Origin of the sequence: Actinocrinis sp. (assembly GCF_035605935.1) — a bacterium.
GTDB lineage: Bacteria > Actinomycetota > Actinomycetes > Streptomycetales > Catenulisporaceae > Actinocrinis.
The window spans coordinates 1-20,468 of sequence record NZ_DATNGK010000299.1; the positions used below are offsets into that span (position 1 = coordinate 1).

Consider the following 20,468-nt stretch of genomic DNA (forward strand, 5'->3'; position numbering starts at 1 on the left):
TGGGAGGCCAACCACGTCTGGCTGATCTTCGTGATCGTCAGCGTCTTCAGCGCCTTCCCCACCGCGTTCGGGACCATTGCCACCTCGCTGGAATTGCCGCTGGGCTTAGCCCTCATCGGCATCGTGCTGCGCGGCGCGGCGTACGTGTATCGCGCCTATGGGGACGGCGCGGCGCTCCCGGACCAGTGGTGGGGCCGGATCTTCGCCGGTGCATCAGTGCTCACGCCCTTCATGTTCGGCGTCTCCGGGGCGGCATTGGCCACCGGCTCGCTCGGCCCGCACAGCATCCCGACCGAACCGTTCCGCTCGGCCTTCGCGCTGACCGCCGGGGTGCTGGCGGTGGCGGTCACCGCATTCCTTGCCGCCGTCTATCTTTGCCACAACGCCGCGCAGAGCCCTGCGACGGTGCACCTGGTACCGGTCTTCCGCGGCAAGGCTATGGGCGCCGCCGTCGCTTCCGGCGCCATAGCAATCGCGATGCTGCCGTTCCTGTACCGCGACGCCCCGATCGTCGCCGCCCGGTTCACGGATCGTTCCATCCCGTTCGCTGCGTTGTCGGCGGCCTTCGGCATCGCGAGCCTGCTGGTGTTGTGGCGGGAGCGGTACGTGGTCGCGCGGGTCACCGCCGCGCTCGCGGTCGCCACGGTGCTCGGCGGCTGGGCGGCGGCGCAGTACCCGGATCTACTGGTCAGCGCCAGCGGCGTAGACGCGTATGGCGCGGTGCAGTCGGCAGCGGCACCGCAGAGCGTGAACGCCATGCTGATTGCGATGTGCCTGGGGATGGCCGTTGTGCTGCCGTCCTTTTACCTATTGTTGAAGATATTCAGCCGACCTGCGGTCGACGAGCACTGAATGTGACCGCTGCGATCGTCTGAGCTTGTCAACTGTGCGGTCCGGGGAAAGCGAACCCGGACCGCCCGGTAAGCTCACCCGGGTGAGTGACAGGGCTGTGGTGACAGCAGCAGAGGAAACAAAGCAGGACGCGTACGCGGACTTCGACGCGAGCGCCGACCCCGGGGCCGAGGCCGGAATCGCGACAGACGCGGCGCAGTGGGCGCAGGCGGATCTCATCGCCGAGATCCGGGAGAGCTTCGCGCTCATCGAACCGTACGGGCCCGAGGCCACCGCGTGGTTCTATGAGCATTTCTTCGCGGCCAATCCCCGGTACCGCAAGTATTTCTCCGCCGACGCGGCCACCCAGCACCGGCGGTTGTTCCTGGCGGTCCAGCGGATCGTGGGCGACCTGGACAAGCTCGACGAATTCCTGCCTTATCTGCGCCGGCTCGCGTTGCGGCACCGCAAATTCGGCCTGCGCGCCGCGCACTACCAGGCTTTCGGCACCTCACTGCTGGCCACGGTCGCGCAGTACAGCGGCGACCAATGGACCGAGCGCACCAACGCCGCGTGGGACGCCGGATATGGCTTGGTGGCCACCGTGATGCTCGACGCGGTCGCCGAGGCGGACGCGCTCGGGCCCGCGTATTGGGACGCGGAAGTCGTCACGCACGAAACGCTCGCGGACGGCATCGTGCGCGTCGTGGCGCGGCCGATTGTGCACGCGCGATTCGCGGACTCGGAACACAAGGGCGCCTACCGGTATGTGGCCGGGCAGTACGCCGCCGTGGAGACCGCGGCGCTGCCCCGCGTCTGGCGTGACTTCTCGTTCGCGACCAGGCCCAGCGGCGACATGGGCGGGGATGAGGTCGAGTTCCACGTCCAGCTCGGGCGATCCCGCGGCGTGAGCGAAGTGCTGGTGAACCAGACCGCGGTGGGCGACCGGCTGCGCATCGCGGCCGCCGAGGGAGAACTCGCCTTCCCCGGCCCGGAGCGCACCTCGCGACTGCTGGCCGTCGTGCACGGCACGGGAGCAGCGCCTGTCCACGCCCTAATTCAGCACGCCATCGCCGAGGGGGATCTGCGACCGCTGACGGTCGTGCTCGCCTCCGACGAGGGCCCGCACTATCTCGCCGACGCGCTGCGCGCACTGGCCGAGGAGCACGGAGAGATGGTCGTCGAGGAGGTTGTGGGCGATCCGCTCGCGGCGGTGCACGCCCACGCGGCCGCCTCCGACGCGCACGGAGCCTGCGGCGCGGTACTGGTCGGGCCGAGCGCGCTGGTGGACGAGAGCCGCAGCGCGCTGCTGGCCGCCGGGGTCGATCCCGAGGCGGTTTCCTCGGACCTCTTCGACTGATCCCGCCGCCCTGGCCTGCCGCTGCCGGTCCGATTCGTACACTGAGTCAACCTGTCTGCTGATACGAACTCTTCGACCGGTTGACCACCCTTTCGGTGGATGTGCACCACCTGTCGGCTGCTGCCAAAGTGCACAGCGTGGTGTTACGTGCTACCGATCGGACCGGGCGGCGCCCGCATCGCGGAGCGCACGGTGCTCGAGTCGACCGCCACGGGCCGGACCCCGGCCGGTCCCGCGCGATGCGCCCGGATCGCACAGCGCTCTGCTCGCTGGCCCTGGTGCTGGTGTTCCTGCCGGTCGCCGGGGCCTGCCTGCTGCCGCTGGCGCTGGTAGCGCGGCGCACCCTTGGCGCGCCGCTGTGGCTCAGCTACAGCCTCTGGCTCGTCAGCGCCCTGTGCTACGGGCTGCGGCCGGTGCAGCTGGCGATGGCCCGGCTGCTCTGGCCGATCCGGCAACCGGTCGAGGCCGAGCGCGAGCGGCTAGAACAGATCTGGCGGCACGTCATCACCCAAGCCGGGGTACGTGGCGGCCGCCGCTTCCGCATCCGTGTCGTAGACCTGCCGGAAGCCAACGCGCATTCGGTGGGCCGCGATCTGATCTGCGTGACGACCGGAGCGCTGGACCAGCTCGGCGACCGCGAACTTGCCGGCGTGCTGGCTCACGAACTCGGCCATCACCTGCGCATGCACACCTCGGTCTCGGCCTTCCTGGTCTGGGTGCTGCTGCCGTTACAAGGCATCGCGCTGCTCGGCTCACTGCTCGCCACACCGGTCGCAGCACTCGCGAACGCTTTAGGCACAGAGCAGCACCCTATGGACGGATTCGGCGCGGACGCACGCAGCGCAGACCGATACAGCCTGCACGGACACGGTGTGCACGGACACGGTGCACACGGACACAGTGTGCGCGGACACCGAGGACGCCGCTGGATCTCCGGCTGTGCGCGCGCCGCCCTTCGCCTGGGCCATGGCATCAGGGTCGTGTTCGCCGCGCCCGGCGTCGCCGCGTTCGCCGCCAAGAACGCGGCCGGGCGCAGCGCCGAGTACCGGGTGGACGCGTTCGCGGTCGACATCGGCCTCGGTCCGGAACTGCTCAGCGCGCTGCGCTGGTTCGCCGCCAACGAATCCACGGGCTGTGGATTATTAGTGGGCGATTCTCACTATGAAAATGAATACGGACGCTCCGGTCGTGCCCGCCACGCTGCCGTCCGCATCCCGCGTCCTACGCATCCACCGCTTGACCGCCGGATGGCGCGTATCGCCGCCCGCGCTAAGCCCTATGCTCGCGGCTGTGGATGATCTGACCATCCGGCGGGCGCGGACCGCCGATGTACCCGAGATTCGCGCCCTGCTCGACGTCTACGTGACCGACCGTATTCTCCTGGACAAGCCCACCGTGACGCTATATGAGGACATTCAGGAGTTTTGGGTAGCGGAACGCGATAACGACGCTTCCGTAGTCGGCTGTGGCGCGTTGCATGTCATGTGGCGTGACTTGGCTGAAGTGCGCACCGTCGCGGTGCATCCACGCAGTCGCGGACTCGGCGTCGGTCATGCCATTGTGGAAAAACTTCTCGCCACCGCCTCCTGGCTCGGGGTGCGCCGGGTGTTCTGTCTAACCTTCGAAACCACATTTTTCGAGCGGCACGGATTCCACCAGCTTGCCGACTCCCCGATCGACCCTGACGTGACCGCGGAACTGTTGCGGTCAGCGGACGAAGGTATCGCGGAGTTCCTGGATCTGGAACGCGTCAAGCCGAACACTTTGGGCAACACCCGGATGCTGCGCGTGTTGTAGCGGACCCGCTGCCGGAACGGTTACCTGCTTTTGCGGTCGCGGAGTTGAATTCACCGCGGAAATGCGCTTGTCTAGTGTGCCAAGACAGTTGCGCGAGAAAGAGGCGGGTATGGCGCAGAAGACAGTGGTCGTCATGACGGACGATCTCAGCGGTGGCGATGCCACGCAGACGATCCATTTCAGTCTGGACAACACGGACTACGTCATCGACCTGAACGACAAGAACGCGGCGGCGCTGCGGTCCGATTTCGATAAGTACATCGAGGCCGGGCGCAAGTACCGGGCGGACGGCTCGGCGGCGCGCCCGAAGCGCGGCGCGGTGCGCGGCCCGTCCTCCGGCGTGGACACGGCGGCGGTGCGCGAGTGGGCCCGGGCCAACGGCCACGAGGTCAGCGAGCGCGGCCGGGTCTCCAAGAAGATCATCGACGCCTTCGCGGCGGCGAACAACTGACCACCGACCTAGCGGGCGCGCCGGGTGAGAGCGTATCGCGAGCAGGATTGCGCGATCGTCGCCAGCAGGGCGATCACCTCGGGGGGGACCGCCAGCGGGTCATGCAGCCAGCGGTCGGCGGTCGGAGCGGGGATTCGGTCACCGACGCCGTGCGCGCGCATCCCGAGATCGATCCCGCCCCAGTCCAGCCAGTCGAGCAGTTCCGGCAGATCGTCGCGGGCACCAGGGGCCACGAAGAAACAGCACCGGGCCGCCTCAGCCTGCGTTACCTCCGACTGAGCCGGCTTAGAAAGTGCCCGCTCGGACCGAGTCGCCTCAGGCTGGGTTACTTCACACAGCGCGACCGGCCCAGGAGCCAGCGCCGCCTGCCCGTACCCAATCAGCCGGCGCAGCGCCCGGCGGCCCGCCTCCGCCGGGACCTCCACCACATCGAACTCGGTGCCGGCGTCCAGCCACAGCCGGCCGCGCTCGTCCCGCCGAACCGGCCAGCCCCGCTGTTGGACATACCAGCGCTCCAGCTCGTCGACCTCGTCCGACGCCTCGGCAACGGCTACGTGGGCACGCCCGCTCACGGCGTCGGCCCGGCCGCCGGGAACAGGACCGGCGAATGCGGCGTTAGTCGACATGCGAGCCCTAAAGGGTTGCGGAAGCGGGGGAGTCGCGGACCGCTCATCAAGCGGTCGAGCTCGGAGGCGGCGTTGCGTGAGAAGCGGGGTGCACGAAGCAGTGCACGGCACGGCCTCTCACGTGGTTCGCTGCGCCTAACTTAGAGCATGGCGGCTCAGCTCGGGAGGGTTACCCGCCGCGCCGTTCGCTTCAGGCGTACAGCCCTGGCGCGTACGGGGCTGAAGTGCGGGAACACCTGATCAGACAGGGTGCAACGCTAAACTGACATAGTGTGCCGCCGCTCCGCGGGGCGCGCATTCCCGTAGGGTCCGTCTCCAGGCGGGACTAGCATTCGGAAGGACAGGCCGGGTGCAGTTGCAGGGATTCCCGGCACTGCCCGACCGCTCCGGGGAGCGAGAAGAAGATGTTCGAGAGGTTCACCGACCGCGCGCGGCGGGTTGTCGTCCTGGCTCAAGAAGAGGCCCGGATGCTCAACCACAACTACATTGGCACCGAGCACATCCTGCTCGGCCTGATCCACGAGGGCGAGGGTGTCGCCGCCAAGGCGCTCGAGTCGTTGGGCATCTCCCTTGAGGCGGTGCGCCAGCAAGTCGAGGAGATCATCGGCCAGGGCCAGCAGGCCCCGTCCGGGCACATCCCGTTCACTCCGCGCGCCAAGAAGGTGCTTGAGCTGTCGCTGCGCGAAGCGCTGCAGCTCGGGCACAACTACATCGGCACCGAGCACATCCTGCTCGGTCTTATCCGCGAGGGCGAGGGTGTCGCCGCCCAGGTCCTCGTCAAGCTCGGCGCGGACCTGAACCGGGTGCGCCAGCAGGTCATCCAGCTGCTGTCCGGCTACTCCCAGGGCAAGGAGGCGGCCACCGCGGGCGCCCCGGCCGAGGGCACCCCGGCCACCTCGCTGGTGCTCGACCAGTTCGGCCGCAACCTGACCCAGGCCGCCCGCGAGGGCAAGCTCGACCCGGTGATCAACCGGGAGAAGGAAATCGAGCGGGTCATGCAGGTCCTCTCCCGGCGCACCAAGAACAACCCGGTGCTGATCGGGGAGCCCGGCGTCGGCAAGACCGCCGTGGTCGAGGGCCTGGCCCAGGCGATCGTCAAGGGCGAGGTCCCCGAGACGCTCAAGGACAAGCACCTCTACACGCTCGACCTCGGCGCCCTGGTGGCCGGCTCCCGGTACCGCGGTGACTTCGAGGAGCGGCTGAAGAAGGTCCTCAAGGAGATCCGCACCCGCGGCGACATCATCCTGTTCATCGACGAGCTGCACACGCTGGTGGGCGCGGGCGCGGCCGAGGGCGCGATCGACGCGGCCTCGATCCTCAAGCCCATGCTGGCCCGCGGCGAGCTGCAGACCATCGGCGCCACCACGCTGGACGAGTACCGCAAGCACCTGGAGAAGGACGCCGCGCTCGAGCGCCGGTTCCAGCCGATCCAGGTCGCCGAGCCCTCGCTGGCGCACACCATCGAGATCCTCAAGGGCCTGCGCGACCGTTACGAGGCGCACCACCGGGTCTCCATCACCGACGGCGCGCTGGTCGCCGCCGCCACGCTGGCCGACCGGTACATCTCCGACCGCTTCCTGCCGGACAAGGCGATCGACCTGATCGACGAGGCGGGCTCCCGGATGCGCATCCGCCGGATGACCGCTCCGCCGGACCTGCGCGAGTTCGACGAGAAGATCGCCACCGTGCGCCGGGACAAGGAGTCCGCGATCGACGCGCAGGACTTCGAGAAGGCCGCGGCGCTGCGCGATCAGGAGAAGCAGCTGCTGGCCGCGAAGGCCAAGCGGGAGAAGGAGTGGAAGGCCGGCGACATGGACGTCGTGGCCGAGGTGGACGAGGAGCTGATCGCCGAGGTCCTGGCCACCGCCACCGGCATCCCCGTGTTCAAGCTGACCGAGGAGGAGACCTCCCGGCTGCTGCGCATGGAGGAGGAGCTGCACAAGCGCGTCATCGGCCAGCAGCAGGCCATCAAGGCCCTCTCCCAGTCGATCCGGCGCACCCGGGCCGGTCTGAAGGACCCCAAGCGCCCCGGCGGCTCGTTCATCTTCGCCGGCCCGTCCGGCGTCGGTAAGACCGAGCTGGCCAAGACGCTCGCGGAGTTCCTGTTCGGCGACGAGGACGCCCTGATCCAGCTGGACATGTCCGAGTTCTCCGAGAAGCACACGGTCTCCCGGCTGTTCGGCTCGCCGCCCGGATACGTGGGCTACGAAGAGGGCGGCCAGTTGACCGAGAAGGTGCGCCGCAAGCCGTTCTCCGTCGTGCTGTTCGACGAGGTGGAGAAGGCCCACCCGGACATCTTCAACTCGCTGCTGCAGATCCTGGAGGACGGCCGGCTGACCGACTCCCAGGGCCGCCTGGTGGACTTCAAGAACACCGTGATCATCATGACCACGAACCTCGGCACCCGGGACATCTCCAAGGGCTTCAACCTCGGCTTCGCGGCCGCCGGTGACGTGGCCAGCGGGTACGAGCGGATGAAGAACAAGGTCAACGACGAGCTCAAGCAGCACTTCCGGCCCGAGTTCCTCAACCGGGTGGACGACACGATCGTCTTCCCGCAGCTGACCCAGGACGACATCATCCAGATCGTGGACCTGATGATGGCCAAGGTCGACGAGCGGCTCAAGGACCGGGACATGGGCATCGAGCTGACCCGCCCGGCCAAGCTGCTGCTGGCCGACAAGGGCTACGACCCGCTGCTCGGCGCCCGGCCGCTGCGCCGCACGATCCAGCGCGAGATCGAGGACCCGCTGTCGGAGAAGATCCTCTTCAGCGAGCTGCGTCCGGGTTCGATCGTGGTGGTCGACACCGAGGGCTCCGGCGACGAGCGGAAGTTCACCTTCACCGCCTCGCCGAAGTCGAACCTGCCGGAGATCAGCAGCCCGGCGGACATCGAGGCCGCGGCCGTGGTCGCGGACGCCACCCCGACGGCGCCGGTGCAGGCTCCCGCGCAGGCGCAGGCACCGGGCGACACGACGGCCGCGTAACGGGCCGCTCGTCTGGCGACGACACAGTGCCTGGAACGTGAAGTGGGGCCTCCCGAGAGGGAGGCCCCACTTCACGTCTGCGTAGCTTTCACGGCAGCTGCCGTGCCAGAACTCGAAGTATTTGCGATCACGCTGGGAGCGCCGAGCCTTTCGCTGTCACGTGCGGCGCGTGCGGGTCAGTGTGCGTCGTGGGTGAGGACGCACGCCTCCGCCGGGCCGCGCCGCGACGAGCAGCGGCGCGTATTAACGCGGAAGGGCTAGAAACCTATCCAGCGCTTGAAGGAGCGCAACGGAGCCCGCAGCGACAGCCGGCGCCGAGTGGGCGCGGCAGGACGCGGCGTGATCTCACGCAGCAGCTGTACGGTCTGCGCCGCGCCGATTCCGAGCCGCACGGGCTCGGCGATCGGCAGGCCACGGCCCCCGCGCGCCGGATCGGCGCCCTCGGGCACGAGCACGGCGAGGTGACGGTCGAGGCGGTCCTTGACCGCGCGGCCGCCCACACTGACCGGAGGAACGTAGGCGGTGCGCCGCCTCGCTGCCTCGAACCGGTCCGTGCTGATCATCGGATGGTCCATGCCTGATACACCCACTCTGGAACGGTACCGCACCGCGAGCCGTTCGCGACACGCCCGGCCACACTGTTTCCGAAGCGTCGCGGAACCTTGCCGATTCTTTACCCAGGACTGCGACCGGGTAATATCAGGGCCGGAAGACTGCCTGGTGCGGACGGGCGATCCTGTTGTACATTCCGTGTCTGGCTCGGTGCATTCGGTGGGAGAACGCCCGAATGGTTCCCGCGGACCAGGCCGGCGCGGTGCCTCGGCCGGTCGCACCGGACCCGAGCACGAGCGATCGGGGTTCGACTGTGGTGGAAAAGGGCCTGGAAGGACACATACCGCTGTCCGCCCTCCGCCCGCTCCACCGTGCGATCAGCGGCGTGAACGCCGCGGCCGGCCTCGACGAGACGATGCAGGCTATCGCGGACGGGGTGGCGAGCTGTACCCCCTTTCGCAATGTCGCCGTGAACGTCGTCCAGGATGACGGTGACCTGCGCTGCTGCGCGACCGCCGGTCCCGCGGAGCTACGCGAAGCGCTGCTCGGCAACACCTGCCCGCGCAAGGCCATCGAGGGACTGCTTGAGGGTGCCGAGGCCTGGGGCAATCTGCGCTTCGTGCGCGAGCTGACCGATGACACCACGCCCGAGGGCATTCACACGTTTCCCGCCGGCATCGACTCGCGCCCCGATGATTCCGAGCTTTGGCAGCCGGAGTACGCGTTGCTCGTGCCGATGCGGGACGGTTCAGGCGAACTGGTCGGGATGCTCTCCGTGGATGACCCCTCGGACGGCCGTATCCCGGCGCAGTGGGTGCGCGACGTGCTGGACATGTTCGCCGAGCAGGCCGGCTTCGCGATCCTCAACGCCCGCAGGCACGAGGAGGCCGCGGCGCGGATGGCCCGGCTCGAGCAGGAGCACGAGCGGCTGCGCGAGGACATCGCCGAGCGGCATCGGCGCGAGGAGCATCTGCGGCACCAGGCCAGGCACGACGCGCTGACCGGCCTGGCGAACCCGATCGAGCTCGGCGAGCGGCTGGTGGCGCTGCTGGCCGACCAGATCCCGCTCGCCGTGATCTTCTGCGACCTCGATCGCTTCAAAGAGGTCAACGACAACCACGGGCACGGCGCCGGCGACCTGGTGTTGCGGCTGGTGGCGGAGCGGCTGCGCGCGGCGGTGCGTGGCGAGGACGTGGTGGCCCGTGTCGGCGGAGACGAGTTCGTCGTGGTCGCGGCCGGAATCGGTTACGACGAGGCGCTGGCCTTGGTCGACCGGATTGACCAGGCGTTTTCCCATCCGGTCATGGTCGCGGGCGAGCGGATGCTGGTGCGCGCCTCGCTGGGCCTCGCCTATGAGCCGGCCCGCCCGGAGAACGTGCTCGCCCCCGAGGAGCGGGCCCAGGAGCTACTGGGTTCGGCCGACCGGGAGATGTACGCGCGCAAGCGCTCACGGGCCTCGTTCACGCGGCTGACAGCGCGAGCGCTGGCGCGTAGGGCGTCTGTAGCCGGATGACCGGCCCGGTGCCGATCCGCGCATAGCCGCGGCCCTGCGGCATCAGCTCCGCGCCGCCGAGTTCAAGGGTGCCGCCGAACAGCAGCGTCGAGGTCGCCGGGTCCACCTTGCCGAGTGCGATGCGTGAGGTGAGCTGATTACGCAGCGCCGGGCGCAACGCCGCGATCTGGTCGACGCGGGCGGTGACCACCAGCGTGGTGCGGGCGAACCGGGCCTTGCGAGCCAGCACGGCGAGCGTGTCCTGCGGGTCGGGACGACCGAGCCGCCCGGCGGCCGCGCACAACTCGGGCAGGTCGTCCACGAACAGCCACAGCGGTGGCTCGGCAGCAGGTCCGCGCCGCGCGCCGGGTGCGGATCCGCGGCCGGGTTCAACCCCGCCGGCTGAGCCTGCTTCGTTCCCTGACTCCCCGGCGCTCGTTGACTGAGATTCGCCGTCTGGCGTAGCAACTGACTCGGCGTCAGCCGCGCTTCCTGCGCCGCGGGCTTGCTCGGCCCGCCGATCGATCTCCAGGCCGAACCAGTCCAGCAGGTCGAGCGAGTCGGCCGGCTCCTCGGTGATGCGAAGCACGTTCGGCCGCCCGGCCAGCGCGCCGTACTCGGCCGTCTGGTCGGTGTCGATCACCGCGATCCGGTGGCCGCGCGCCAGCGCCTGGCCGAGCAGTGAGCGCACCGCGGTGGACTTACCGGTGCCGGGGCCTCCAGTCAGCAGCAGGTGCGGGTTCGCGCTCGGCGTGCCAAGCCGCCAGATCACCGGCGCCAACTGGGCGACCTTGAAGCCCGGCGGCACCTCCTCGCGCGCGGCGGCCTGCGGCGTCAGGGTGTCTTCACCGGCCTCGGGGTCGGCTACCAGCATCGGGATCAGCCGGCCGGCCGAGCCCGGATCGGTCACCCCGAGCACGAACTCGATGTCCGCGACCGGCCACGGCTGCGCCCCGATGCCTTCTGGCAGTGGCGGCAGGATCCGCACGTCGAGGTGGTTGCCCTCCTCGTCCCAGGCATACAGGTACTCGTTGGCGTGCCCGATCTTGCCTTCCAGCGCCCGCTCGACCTTCGCCCGGCTGTCCGCCTCGCCATCCCGGAAGTACTCCGAGTAGTCCATGCGCAGCCGGATCAGCCGGTCCCGCTCGTCGAACTCCCAGGCAGTGAAGGCGTCCCGGTACCCGCCGCCCGGCTTGAAGTGCTGGTCCGGATCGTCGCCGTTCTGCAGATAGGGCACCAGGCCGTTGTAAATCGCCTGGAGCCTGCTGATGTGGCCGGGCGACTCCGGGTCCGCGCCCTTGCGCGAGGTGTCCCGGCCGAGCCAGGCCGCCGCGCCGATGAAGCCCAGGATCAGCAGCAGCGGCCCGAACTTGAGCAGCCCGATCCCAATCAGGCAGGCCAGGCTGATCACCGTCTGCAGCCGGCGCTTCTCCTTCGGCGCGTCCTTCCACCACGCGCCGATCTGCGCTGCGCCCCGCCGGGTACCGCGCAGTAGCACGATCAGCGGATAGCAGACGTCCAGGACCCGCGACCAGCCCTCATGCGCCATCCCGCGTCCTCTGGTGATGTGCGGGTGGTGCAGGACCGAGTCGTTCAACCAGACGACGGGCGCGGACTCGGCGAGCATCCGGCCGAGCCGGGTCCACATCGAGTCCGCGGTGCGGGCGGCTTGTGTCATTTCAACAGCCCCGTCATGGCGCTTGCCCCGGCCGCCGCTAGAAGTGCAGTCCGCTGATGAACCCCGCGACCGAGTCGGCGCTGTTCTTGATCGAGCTGGCGATCGAGGTCGAGGCCAGGTAGAAGCCGAAGAGCATGCACACGATCATGTGTGACACCTTCAGGCCGTCCTTACGGAACAGGATGAAGGTGATGATCCCGAGCAGCAGTACACCGGAGACCGAGAGAACCATCGTCGCTCCCTACGTTGTCGGTTGGAACCGCCGGACCGAACTGGTGAGCGCGCCACCGGCCGGGTCCCGGGGGACCGCGGCCAGTTGAAAATGGTTGGCACGTTCATCCGGATTCTCTCAACCGGACTACATTCCTAAAACCGACAAATGGGTGCGATGGCCTTTTACTCATCCATTTGGGTGGAAAGTCGACAAAGCTACGCCTGCTAAAGGGTGACCGCCGGAGCGTAGGCCGTCACTCCCATGCCGTGCACCCAACGTCCACGACGCATTACCGCGACCACGCGCAGATCCTCGTCAAGCACGACAAGGTCGGCGTACTTTCCGGCCTCAAGGCTGCCGACCCGGTCGTCGATGCCGAGGGCGCGCGCGGGCGTGAGAGCGGCGGAGATGGCGGCCTGCTCGATCGGGATGCCAACGCTCAGCACGGTGTTGCGCAGCGCGTTGTCCATGGTGAGTGTGGAGCCGGCGAGCGTGTCCGTGCCGGCCACGCGCACCGCGCCGTCGCTCACCTCGACGGTGAGCGGCCCGAGCGGGTACCTGCCGTCAGCGGATCCGGCCGCCTCCATGGCATCGGTGATCAGCGCGACGCGACGCGCCCCGGCCGCGGCGAAGACCAGGCTGACCACGGAGGGGTGTACGTGCATGCCGTCGTTGACGACCTCGACGAACACTTCCTCCTGCTCCAGCGCCGCGGTCACCGGTCCGGGTTCGCGGTGGTGCACCGGCCGCATCGCGTTGAAGACGTGCGTCGCCACCCGGGCGCCGTGCGCGATGGCGTGGTTGGCCTCCGCGTAAGTCGCGTCGGTGTGCCCTAGTGCGGCGATCACGCCGCAGTCAGCCAGCAAGCCGGTCGCCTCGAGTCCGTGTTCGAGCTCCGGGGCCAGGGTCACCATCTTCACGCTGCCGCGCCCGGCCTTCACCAGGCGCTGGACCACTTCCGGCTCCGGATCGCGCAGCAGGTTCGGGTCGTGCGCTCCGCAGCGGGAGCGGGCGATGAACGGCCCCTCCAGGTGGATGCCGGCCAGCACGTCGTCCTCGACCAACTCGGCCAGCTCCGCGACGTACCGCTCGAGATCGGACAGCGCCCCGGTGACCGTCGAAGCCATGATCGTGGTGGTGCCGTGGCTCAGGTGGAAGGCGACCGCGTTGCGTGCCTCCTCGATCCGGCCGGAGGAGAAGGCGCCCCCGCCTCCGCCGTGCACGTGCATGTCCACGAATCCCGGCACGACGTAGTGGCCGGACAGGTCATGCTGGGTGCCGTCGGGTCCCGGCGGCGGCAGCTGCGCGGGTCCGCCGAGTGCGGATATGCGCTCGCCTTCGGTGCACAGCCAGCCGTTCTCGACGACACCGTCGGGCAAGACGAGGCGGGCGTGGCGCAGTACTGGCATCGGGGCTACCTTGCGTCGAGGTGGACCGGGTGGGCCGCGAGCACCGTTCCGGTCCGGATTGGTATAGACCTTAGCGGCAATACCTTACGCCACGGGGCTCCGACCGGGCCAGAGGCCTTTGCCGCCCGGGTTTACGGCGGATCCCGGGACTCGGCGCCCGCTCCATCCCGCTCCTGCCTGCCACGGCCCTCACTCGTTCGGCGCAGCTCGACTTGTCAGCGGTGGCGCTTACGATGTGCAAGAGGGCAGGGGGCGTGCACCGCAGCTGAGGAGTAATCAGATGACGACGCGAACGCTGCGCGAACGTGTGTCCGACGCCGTGTCGGGTGATGTGGGCTCAGAGCAGCCGGAGCCGCCGGAAACGTTCATTCCGAACCAGTCTGAGGCCACGTCAGAGCGGGAGTTTCCGGAGCAGCGGCAGCAACCCGCCGAGCCCGGCGCTGTGACCGAGGTCACTGACGCGCCGCCAGAATCGGCCGCGGCCGGTGTCGCCGTGGACGCGGCGGATACGGCGGCGCAGCCCCAAGTCCGGCCGCTCTCCGAGCGCGACCGCGCGGTGCTGATCTTCGAGAAGCAGTACTGGAAATACACCGGGGCCAAGGAGCAGGCGATCCGGGACCGCTTCGAGATGTCCGCGACCCGCTACTACCAGGTGCTCAACGCGCTGCTTGATCGCCCGGAGGCGCAGGAGTTCGAGCCGATGCTGGTCAAGCGGCTGCGCCGGCAGCGGGCGGCCCGCCAGCGGGCCCGTTCCGCCCGCGCGCTGCGGTAGTACTTTCCGCTCGTTGCGGCCGGCTGGCCGGCTGCTGCCCGAGCAGGCCGCGGGTCAGGCGCTCGCTATGGCTGGCGCAGGCACCGCCTGCGCCTGGCGGGCGCGGTGGTGCCGCCGGCAAAGCACCGTGTACGCCACCTCTTCATCGGGCGTGACGTCGCCGACCACGACCTGCTCGCCCTCCACGACCATCTCGCCGCCGACCGTCCGTGCGTTGTGGGTCGCCCGAGCACCGCACCAGCACAGCGTTTCCACCTGCATGACGCGGATCTCGTCGGCCAGCTCGATGAGTCGTTGCGAGCCGGGGAAAAGCCGGGTGCGGAAGTCGGTGGCGATGCCGAAGGCGAAGACGTCGACGCCGAGCTCGTCCACGATCGCGGCCAGCTGCTCGACCTGATCCTCGGTCAGGAACTGGGCCTCGTCGCAGATCACGTAATCGATCTCCGGATCGGCGGCCAGCGCCGCCTCGCTATACGCGTACAGGTTTGTGTCATGGGCGGCCTCGACCGCCGCTGTGGACAAGCCGAGCCGGCTGGAAAGCACCCCCTGACCTGCGCGGTCATTGCGGGTGAAGACCAGGCCGCGGCGGCCGCGCGCGGAACGGTTGTGGTCCATTTGCAGCGCCAGCGTCGACTTGCCGCAGTCCATCGTTCCGGAGAAGAAGATCAGTTCGGCCATGGACGTGCGGCATCCGTTCGACGCGGGGACAGGGCGGTAAGGGCAGCGGCCGACCAGTATTCCAATGAACGCTGTCCTACGCGTCGATGGCCGTGTGGAAAGCGTGGCTAGCCCAAAACCCGGCTACCGGCCCTCTACCGTCCGCGACAGATCGTCGAGTTGGCGGGCGAACCAGCGCTGCGGCGGGAGCGCCGCCCCAGCCGCGGCCAGCCGCTCACAACGCCTGCGCCGCTCGTCCCGGTCCATCGAGAGCGCCGCGTGCAGCGCCTCCGCGGTGCCGATCACGTCGTACGGGTTCACCACCAGCGCGTCCTCGGCCAGTTCGGCGAACGCGCCGGCCTCGCGCGACAGCACCAGCCCGCATGCGCCGCCGGTGGCCGCGGCGACGATCGGGATCTCCTTCGCCACCAGGTTCATCCCGTCGCGGATCGGGTTGACCACGGCCACGTCCGCCAGCCGGTACGCCGCGAGCGAGCGCGCGAAGTCGTCCTCGACGTGCAGGATCAGCGGTTCCCAGTCTGGCGTGCCGAACTCGTCCTCGATCCGCTTCGCGGTACGCAGCACCGCCGCGGTGTACTCGCGGTACTCCGGCAGGTCGTGTCGGCTCGGATAGGCGAACGCGACGTGCACGACCCGGCCCCGCCACTCGGGATGACGGCGCAACAGATCCGCGTATGCCTCAAGCCCGCGCACTATGTTCTTCGACAGCTCGGTGCGGTCGACCCGCACGATGACCTGCCGATCGCCGATCGATTCCCGCAGCACGGCCAGCCGACCGGCCACGTCCGCGCGGCTCGCCCGCTCGACGATGAACTCCGCGTCCACGCCGAGGCTGTACACACCGATCCGAGTCGGGGAGTCCTGGCGCGGCGAGGTCACCGTCATCCGCGCGAGATCGGTTTGCGCGCCGAACCGTGCGCAGCAGTCCATGAACGCCAGGGCCCAACGCTCCGTCAGGAACCCGAGCTGATCCGCGCCGAGCATGCCTTCGAGCACCGCGGTCGCTATCTGGTCCGGCAGGATCCGGAAGTAGTCCGGCGGCGCCCACGGCGTGTGCGAGAAGTGTCCGATATACAGATCCGGCCGCAGGTCGCGCAGCATCTTGGGGACCAGCGCGAGGTGGTAGTCCTGTACCAGCACGCGCGCCTGCGGGGCCGCTTCCTGCGCCAGCGCCTCGGCGAACGCCCGGTTGTAGGCGACGTAGGACTCCCACTCGCGCTCGAAGCCTTCGTCGAAGCTCGGGTTGATCGGCGTCGCGTAAAGCATGTGGTGAACGAACCACAGCGTCGAGTTGGCGACCGCGTTGTATGCCCGATGCAGCGTGCCGGGATCTATGTCGAGCATCCGCACCGGCGAGGCCGAGTCGATCAGGCCGATCCGGTCCAGCCGCCCGCCGGGTGAGCGGCGCACGGCCGCGCGGTCGCCCTCCGAGAGCGCCGCGCACACCCACACCTGATCCGCCTCGCCGTCCGCGGCGACCGAGGAGAGGCCGGAGACCAGCCCGCCGCCGCCGCGTTTCGCGCTCAGCTCGCCGTTCTCGGCGAGCGAGAAGGAGACCGGTCCGCGGTTCGACGCGACCAGAACGCTGGCCTTGCCGGGCGCGGAGACGTCCGGCTCTCGGGGCTTTCCGGTGCCGTCGTCGCCGGGGGCGCTGTCAGTGCTGCCAGATCCGAACACGTGTCCGTCGTTTCCAGGCCCGGCCCGGATTAATCACCATCCGGGCGAACTCGTCTCGATTACCGGTCCTCGGGCGCTGCCTGGCCGGTCCACGCGAGCGCCGCAGTCTTCAGTGGCGGCCGCTCGGGCACGGCGGTTTCCCGCGTCGTCGGAGCGAAGCCGCCGGGCGCCCTGACGAACTGGGTGAGCTTCGTCGAGACCGGCTCGGGGCCGCCCAGCCGGGACTGCGCGACCTGCATGATCTCGGCCGCCATCCGGCCGAGGGCCTGCTCGTTCTGGTGCCGGTGATGACGTACCCCCGCGTCCACCTGCGCAAGCGCGTCCAAGCCGTGCGCCGCGTATGTATCGACAAGAAGGGCGAACTCCACGCCGTACCCGCAGGGGAACGGCAGCGACTCAAGCAACTCCCGGCGACCTGCGTACTCGCCGCCGAGCGGTTGCACGAATCCGGCAAGCTCCGGCCAGTACAGGTTGAGCAGCGGCCGCGCCACCAGCTCGGTCACCCGGCCGCCACCCGCCGGGTGCACCGTCGCGCCGTCCGCGAGCGGCCGCTCATAAGCCGCCTTGACCAGCAGGATCCGCGGATCGGCCAGCAGCGGCCCGAGCACGCCGCGTACCACTGCCGAGGAGAACTGCTCCAAATCGGCGTCCACGAAGCAGATCAGGTCGCCGGTGGTCGCGGCCAGCGACCGCCACAGCACCTCGCCCTTGCCGGGCAGCGGCGGCGTGCACGTCAGCACGTCCTCGCGATGCACGACCCGGGCGCCGGCCGCATCGGCCACGGCGGCGGTGCGGTCGGTCGAGCCGGAGTCGATCACCACGACCTCGTCCACCAGCCCGCAGCGGCCGAGGTCGGCGACGATCGCCGCGACGATCGGCCCGATGGTGTCCTGCTCGTTGAGCGCGGGAAGCACCACGCTGACCGTCGCGCCGCTACGCGCCTTCAGCCCGAGCAGGCTCGCCAGCGGCCAGTCGGACTCGTGTGAGGTGCGCCGGGAAAGCCACTCGCGAGCCGGATCGAGGTCGTCCACCGTGTCCGCCACACTCCATCTGCTCGTTGTCTCGGTTGACCCGCTGTGTCGTCTTCAGCAACTGTGACAGTCTGTCGGACGATATGCCCAACAGGTGAAACGGAGGTGGTGGAATCGCGGCCGTCCGGTAGAGTGCAAGGCGATCCATAAGGGTCATACGGATGCGGTACCCCGTACCGCAGATAACTTCATATGCATTGCTCATCCAGAGGAGCTGAGGGAACGGCCCTGCGAAGCTCCGGCAACCACCCGGGTGACTTCGCGACGCGAGGCCCGCCCGGACGTAGGTGCCAAGTCCGGCCCGTCGAAATCCGACGGGGAAGATGAGGAGAGAGGCCTCGCCATGACTATCACACCCACGCTCCCCGCCCGCACTGCGTCCGCCGCGTTCGGTCGCGCGGTCGCGCTCTCTTGCCGCGAGTGCGGCGAACGGGTCGAGCTCGGCCCCCGGTACGTGTGTGAATCCTGTTTCGGCCCGCTTGAGGTCGCATACGACTTCGGGACCGTGACCCGCGCCGACATCGAACGCGGACCCAACTCGATCTGGCGCTACGCGCCGCTGCTGCCGGTGTCGCCCGACGTCGCTTCCCACCCGAACCTCAACCCCGGCGGCACTCGCCTGGTGAACGCCCGGAACCTGGCCCGCGAGCTGGGCATTCGCTCGCTGTACGTGAAGGACGACTCCGGCAATCCGACGCACTCCTTCAAGGACCGCGTCGTCGCGATCGCGCTCGAGGCCGCCCGTTCCTTCGGTTTCACGACCCTCTCCTGCTCGTCCACCGGCAACCTGGCTGGAGCCGTCGGCGCGGCCGCCGCGCGCGCGGGCCTGGACTCCTGCGTCTTCATCCCGGCCGGCCTCGAGACCGGCAAGATCGTCATGGCCGCGATCTACGGCGGCCGGCTGGTCGCCATCGACGGAACCTACGACGAGGTCAACCGGTTCTGCTCGGAACTGATCGGGGACGAGGCCGGCGAGGGCTGGGGCTTCGTCAACGTCAATCTGCGGCCCTACTACGCCGAGGGCTCCAAGACGCTCTCCTACGAGATCGCCGAGCAGCTCGGCTGGAAGCTGCCCGAGCAGATCGTCATCCCGATCGCCTCCGGCTCCCAGCTCACCAAGATCGACAAGGGTTTCAAGGAGCTGATCGCGCTCGGCCTCGTCGAGGACCGGCCGTACCGAGTCTTCGGCGCGCAGGCGGCCGGCTGCTCCCCGATCTCGGCCGCTTACAAGGCGGGGCACGACGTGGTGCGGCCGGTGCGCCCCGACACCATCGCCAAGTCGCTGGCGATCGGCAACCCGGCGGACGGCCCGTACGTGCTGGACATCGCCCGGCGCACCGGCGGCGCGATCGAGGACGTGGATGACGCGCAGATCGTCTCGGCGATCAAGCTGCTCGCCCGCACCGAGGGCATCTTCACCGAGACCGCGGGTGGGGTTACCGTCGGCGTGCTGCGTAAGCTCGTGGAGAACGGCGTGCTCGACCCCGACGCGCAGACCGTCGTGATCAACTCCGGCGACGGGCTCAAGACCCTCGACGCGGTCGCCGACACCGGCGTCACCGCGACGATCAAGCCCTCGCTGGCCGCCTTCCGCGACGCCGGTCTGTAGCGGCGGCGACGGCCGCCCGCCGCATACGTGTTCGACCAGCAGCCCAAGCGACCCAGCCTCCGGGCGACCAAGCTGTCCGCAAAACCGCTTCCGCAACACCGCCTCAGCGCACCGAGAAGGAGCCAGCCGCCATGGCCGTCACCGTCCGCATCCCGACCATCCTGCGCAGCTACACCGGCGGCGCGGCCGAGGTGGCCGCCGAGGGCGCGAACCTCGCCGAGGTCATCGACGCGTTGGAGAATTCGTACCCGGGCATTCGGGCCCGCGTGCTCGACGACGCCGGCAAGCTGCGCCGTTTCGTGAACGTGTACGTGAACGACGACGATGTCCGCTTCGCCGAGGGCCTGGCGACCGAGACCAAGGACGGCGCCGCGATCTCGATCATCCCGGCGGTCGCGGGCGGCTCTCGCTGACCGACCCCGGTCCCGTTCCGGCGCCGCGCGACTGTTAGGCTGACATCGTTGTCGAAGCGTTGCCTCATTCACTCGCGCGGTGCCCGGGAAAGCCGTCTTCCGGCTCAGATATGACGCTCAGTCAGGCCTTGCGCTCCTTACGTAAGCGTCCACGGGCTGAGATGATCAGTAACCGTCCGATTACGGTTTCATGATCGGCCGCCCGCTTCGCCGGGTTTCGCCATGGTTTGTCATGGCGCGAAAACGCAGTAGTGCTGCGAGTTATCGTCCCAATGACCTGTTGCGTCCGGGGCGGTTGAGGATACTCTCACGCCGGTCGCACAGTTCAGCGAGGCCGCGTTCGTTGGTGGCGGAAACGCCGCCGCCGGCGCGGTGCGAGTAGAACACAGCAGTCATCACCGGCCCTGGCTCGGTTCGCGAGACGGAGGGGCGGGGGGACGAACGACCCGAATCCCGCGCCCGCGGGATAGATGGAGAGGGCCGGCAGCAAGGAGTAGGGAATGGCTCAAGGCACCGTCAAGTGGTTCAACGCGGAGAAGGGCTACGGCTTCATCGCGGTCGACGGTGGCGCGGACGTGTTCGTCCACTACAGCGCGATCCAGATGGATGGGTACCGGAGTCTGGAAGAAGGACAGCGGGTCGAGTTCGAGATCTCGCAGGGCCAGAAGGGCCCGCAGGCCGACATGGTCCGTGCGCTGTAGTCAACTAAAGCCTGTACTTACAGGCGTAGCGCTACACACAAATCCGGCAGGTACCGGTCCTCGTGATCGGCACCTGCCGGATTCGTTTGCGCGCTCCTCCCGGAAGGGCCGGGCCTTGGCCGATCGGCTTGCACTCAACAGCCTCGAGTGCTAATCATGGGAGCTGGCACTCTCTAGACCAGAGTGCTAC

19 protein-coding genes and 1 riboswitch are annotated in these 20,468 nt (G+C 68.9%); of the genes, 11 read left to right on the top strand and 8 right to left on the bottom strand.

Annotated features, from left to right (window positions below; genetic code table 11):
- From VN779_RS24160 to VN779_RS24180, 5 genes are all read left to right on the top strand, one after another.
- The coding region (locus tag VN779_RS24160; protein ID WP_325727230.1) for a cytochrome d ubiquinol oxidase subunit II at positions 1-852 on the top strand (852 nt) is incomplete at its 5' end.
- Between the two features lie 82 nt (positions 853-934).
- Positions 935-2,191, top strand: coding sequence for a globin domain-containing protein (locus VN779_RS24165; protein ID WP_325727232.1), 1,257 nt, complete (start codon positions 935-937; stop codon positions 2,189-2,191).
- Between the two features lie 239 nt (positions 2,192-2,430).
- Positions 2,431-3,489, top strand: coding sequence for a M48 family metalloprotease (locus tag VN779_RS24170; protein ID WP_325727234.1), 1,059 nt, complete (start codon positions 2,431-2,433; stop codon positions 3,487-3,489).
- Complete coding sequence (locus VN779_RS24175; protein WP_349260923.1) at positions 3,470-3,988, top strand: amino-acid N-acetyltransferase; 519 nt, start codon at positions 3,470-3,472, stop codon at positions 3,986-3,988. Before VN779_RS24170 ends, VN779_RS24175 begins: the two co-directional genes overlap by 20 nt.
- Positions 3,989-4,097: 109 nt before the next feature.
- Positions 4,098-4,439 (top strand): Lsr2 family protein, encoded by a 342-nt coding sequence (locus VN779_RS24180; protein ID WP_325727238.1) that lies wholly within the window; start codon positions 4,098-4,100, stop codon positions 4,437-4,439.
- An 8-nt stretch (positions 4,440-4,447) separates the two neighbouring features.
- Here the strand turns inward: VN779_RS24180 and VN779_RS24185 are convergent, their stop codons facing one another.
- Positions 4,448-5,065 carry a hypothetical protein gene (locus VN779_RS24185; RefSeq protein WP_325727239.1) on the bottom strand — a complete coding sequence of 206 codons (618 nt, stop codon included), beginning with the start codon at positions 5,063-5,065 and terminating at the stop codon, positions 4,448-4,450.
- Between the two features lie 404 nt (positions 5,066-5,469).
- Here VN779_RS24185 and VN779_RS24190 point away from each other — a divergent pair, with 404 nt between their 5' ends.
- Positions 5,470-8,052, top strand: coding sequence for an ATP-dependent Clp protease ATP-binding subunit (locus VN779_RS24190; protein WP_325727241.1), 2,583 nt, complete (start codon positions 5,470-5,472; stop codon positions 8,050-8,052).
- Positions 8,053-8,309: 257 nt separating this feature from the next.
- Here VN779_RS24190 and VN779_RS24195 read toward each other — a convergent pair whose 3' ends face one another.
- Positions 8,310-8,642, bottom strand: coding sequence for a hypothetical protein (locus tag VN779_RS24195; protein WP_325727243.1), 333 nt, complete (start codon positions 8,640-8,642; stop codon positions 8,310-8,312).
- 197 nt (positions 8,643-8,839) lie between these two features.
- Between VN779_RS24195 and VN779_RS24200 the strand changes: the two genes are divergently transcribed.
- The gene (locus VN779_RS24200; protein WP_325727245.1) at positions 8,840-10,117 is read left to right on the top strand and encodes a diguanylate cyclase; all 1,278 of its coding nucleotides are present in this window, start codon (positions 8,840-8,842) and stop codon (positions 10,115-10,117) included.
- Here VN779_RS24200 and VN779_RS24205 read toward each other — a convergent pair.
- The 3 genes from VN779_RS24205 to nagA form a co-directional block, all read right to left on the bottom strand.
- A complete protein-coding gene (locus VN779_RS24205) occupies positions 10,065-11,774 on the bottom strand; it encodes an FtsK/SpoIIIE domain-containing protein (protein WP_325727247.1) in 1,710 nt (569 codons plus the stop codon). The genes VN779_RS24200 and VN779_RS24205 overlap by 53 nt on opposite strands.
- Before the next feature lie 37 nt (positions 11,775-11,811).
- On the bottom strand, positions 11,812-12,006 hold the full coding sequence (locus tag VN779_RS24210) for a DUF2304 domain-containing protein (RefSeq protein ID WP_324841107.1): 195 nt from the start codon (positions 12,004-12,006) through the stop codon (positions 11,812-11,814).
- 206 nt (positions 12,007-12,212) lie between these two features.
- A complete protein-coding gene (nagA, locus tag VN779_RS24215; RefSeq protein WP_325727249.1) occupies positions 12,213-13,397 on the bottom strand; it encodes an N-acetylglucosamine-6-phosphate deacetylase in 1,185 nt (394 codons plus the stop codon).
- Between the two features lie 493 nt (positions 13,398-13,890).
- Between nagA and VN779_RS26600 the strand changes: the two genes are divergently transcribed.
- Positions 13,891-14,169 (top strand): DUF3263 domain-containing protein, encoded by a 279-nt coding sequence (locus VN779_RS26600; protein ID WP_349260924.1) that lies wholly within the window; start codon positions 13,891-13,893, stop codon positions 14,167-14,169.
- 54 nt (positions 14,170-14,223) lie between these two features.
- Here VN779_RS26600 and VN779_RS24225 read toward each other — a convergent pair whose 3' ends face one another.
- From VN779_RS24225 to VN779_RS24235, 3 genes are all read right to left on the bottom strand, one after another.
- Complete coding sequence (locus VN779_RS24225; protein WP_325727253.1) at positions 14,224-14,847, bottom strand: thymidine kinase; 624 nt, start codon at positions 14,845-14,847, stop codon at positions 14,224-14,226.
- A 123-nt stretch (positions 14,848-14,970) separates the two neighbouring features.
- The gene (locus VN779_RS24230) at positions 14,971-16,428 is read right to left on the bottom strand and encodes a trehalose-6-phosphate synthase (protein WP_349260925.1); all 1,458 of its coding nucleotides are present in this window, start codon (positions 16,426-16,428) and stop codon (positions 14,971-14,973) included.
- Between the two features lie 155 nt (positions 16,429-16,583).
- Positions 16,584-17,567, bottom strand: a complete 984-nt coding sequence (locus VN779_RS24235; RefSeq protein WP_325727257.1) for a glucosyl-3-phosphoglycerate synthase — start codon at positions 17,565-17,567, stop codon at positions 16,584-16,586.
- A 186-nt stretch (positions 17,568-17,753) separates the two neighbouring features.
- Positions 17,754-17,885, top strand: a riboswitch (SAM riboswitch).
- Positions 17,886-17,898: 13 nt separating this feature from the next.
- Here VN779_RS24235 and thrC point away from each other — a divergent pair.
- The 3 genes from thrC to VN779_RS24250 all read left to right on the top strand — a co-directional run bounded on the left by thrC (position 17,899) and on the right by VN779_RS24250 (position 20,278).
- On the top strand, positions 17,899-19,164 hold the full coding sequence (thrC, locus tag VN779_RS24240) for a threonine synthase (protein WP_325727259.1): 1,266 nt from the start codon (positions 17,899-17,901) through the stop codon (positions 19,162-19,164).
- Positions 19,165-19,295: 131 nt separating this feature from the next.
- The gene (locus VN779_RS24245; protein WP_325727261.1) at positions 19,296-19,577 is read left to right on the top strand and encodes a ubiquitin-like small modifier protein 1; all 282 of its coding nucleotides are present in this window, start codon (positions 19,296-19,298) and stop codon (positions 19,575-19,577) included.
- Positions 19,578-20,077: 500 nt separating this feature from the next.
- Entirely contained in the window at positions 20,078-20,278 is a 201-nt protein-coding gene (locus VN779_RS24250; protein ID WP_324848251.1) for a cold-shock protein, read from the top strand.
- Positions 20,279-20,468: the final 190 nt, after the last annotated feature.